1 protein-coding gene is annotated in these 1,428 nt (G+C 59.7%); it reads left to right on the top strand.

Features of this window, described 5'->3' with window-relative positions; genetic code table 11:
* The first annotated feature begins 277 nt into the window (after positions 1-277).
* On the top strand, positions 278-1,330 hold the full coding sequence (locus LK493_RS10035; protein WP_035138743.1) for a branched-chain amino acid aminotransferase: 1,053 nt from the start codon (positions 278-280) through the stop codon (positions 1,328-1,330).
* The last annotated feature ends 98 nt before the right edge of the window (positions 1,331-1,428 follow it).

The raw sequence follows: 1,428 nt of genomic DNA, 5'->3' as shown, positions 1-1,428 counted from the left end.
AATCCAAGGGTTATACCCTAAGAGCAAACCACCCCTTTTAGGGGTGGTTTTGATTTCGGTCAAATGAAAATACTTTAGTTAGTTAAAGAAAAACGTTTTATCAGACGCGTACGGGGAGTACAATCTCGTGCATGCGAATCGACGTGCCATCGGCTTTGATGCTGTTCGCGTGTCCCGTCCGGCTCTACGCTCCGGGCGTGCGACGTTGCGACGCGGTCGGCCTCGGTCCTTGCGTGCGGGTTCGCGAGTTTGCAACTGTGTATGTAAGGAGCGACATATGACTGTCGAGAAGAAGGATATCGATTGGGGTAGCCTCGGCTTTGGCTACATGAAGACCGATTACAGCTACGAGGCTCATTGGAAGGATGGCGAGTGGGACGAGGGCGGCCTGACCACCGACCACACCCTGCATGTCTCCGAGTGCGGTGGCATCTTCCATTACTGTCAGGAGGTCTTTGAGGGCCTGAAGGCCTACACCGCCGAGGACGGCAGCATCGTCTGCTTCCGCCCCGACATGAACGCCGAGCGCATGTACAACTCTGCCCAGCGCCTCGAGATGCCCCCGTTCCCCAAGGACAAGTTCGTTGAGGCCGTCAAGCAGGTCGTTTCTGCCAACGCCGCGTGGGTTCCGCCCTTCGGCTCCGGTGCGACCCTGTACGTGCGTCCGTTTATGATCGGCTCCGGTGACGTGATCGGCGTGGCTCCCGCTCCTGAGTACACGTTCCGCATTCTCGTGACCCCGGTCGGTCCGTACTTTAAGGGCGGCCTCAAGCCCGTCAAGCTGCGCGTTTCCGAGTATGACCGTGCTGCACCGCACGGCACCGGCAACATCAAGGCCGGCCTGAACTACGCCATGTCCCTTAAGCCCACGATGGAGGCCCATCGCGAGGGCTATGCCGAGAACCTGTATCTCGACTCCGAGTCCCGCACCTATGTCGAGGAGACCGGTGGCGCCAACGTCCTGTTCGTGAAAGAGGATGGCACGCTCGTCGTTCCGCAGTCGCACACCGACTCCATCCTGCCCTCTATCACCCGTCGTTCGCTCGTTCAGGTTGCTCAGGACCTGGGCATGACCGTTGACCAGCGCCCCGTCGAGTGGGCCGAGGTCAAGGCCGGCACCTTTGTGGAGTGCGGCCTGTGCGGCACCGCTGCCGTCATCTCTCCGGTTGGCGAAATCGACAACAAGGTTTACGGCGCCGACGAGACCGTGACCTTCCCGGCTGGATACACCGAGATCGGCCCTGTGATGAAGAAGCTTCGCGAGACCCTGACTGGTATCCAGTCTGGTGCTGTCGAGGACAAGCACAACTGGGTTTACACCGTCGCGTAATTTGTCTTACCTATCCGGGCAGAGAACAAGTTCCCTCCCGGCGCGTCCTCGGACATGCAAGAAGCCCTCGCTGCGCACTTCGTGCGGCGAGGGCTTCT

The organism is Collinsella aerofaciens (assembly GCF_020709435.1).
Taxonomy (GTDB): Bacteria; Actinomycetota; Coriobacteriia; order Coriobacteriales; family Coriobacteriaceae; genus Collinsella; species Collinsella aerofaciens_AU.
This window is presented reverse-complemented; position numbering and strand designations above follow the sequence as displayed.

Bases quoted from the DNA above. Each gene is read 5' to 3' on its own strand.
- LK493_RS10035 (WP_035138743.1), top strand. From the start codon at position 278: ATGACTGTCGAGAAGAAGGATATCGATTGGGGTAGCCTCGGCTTTGGC.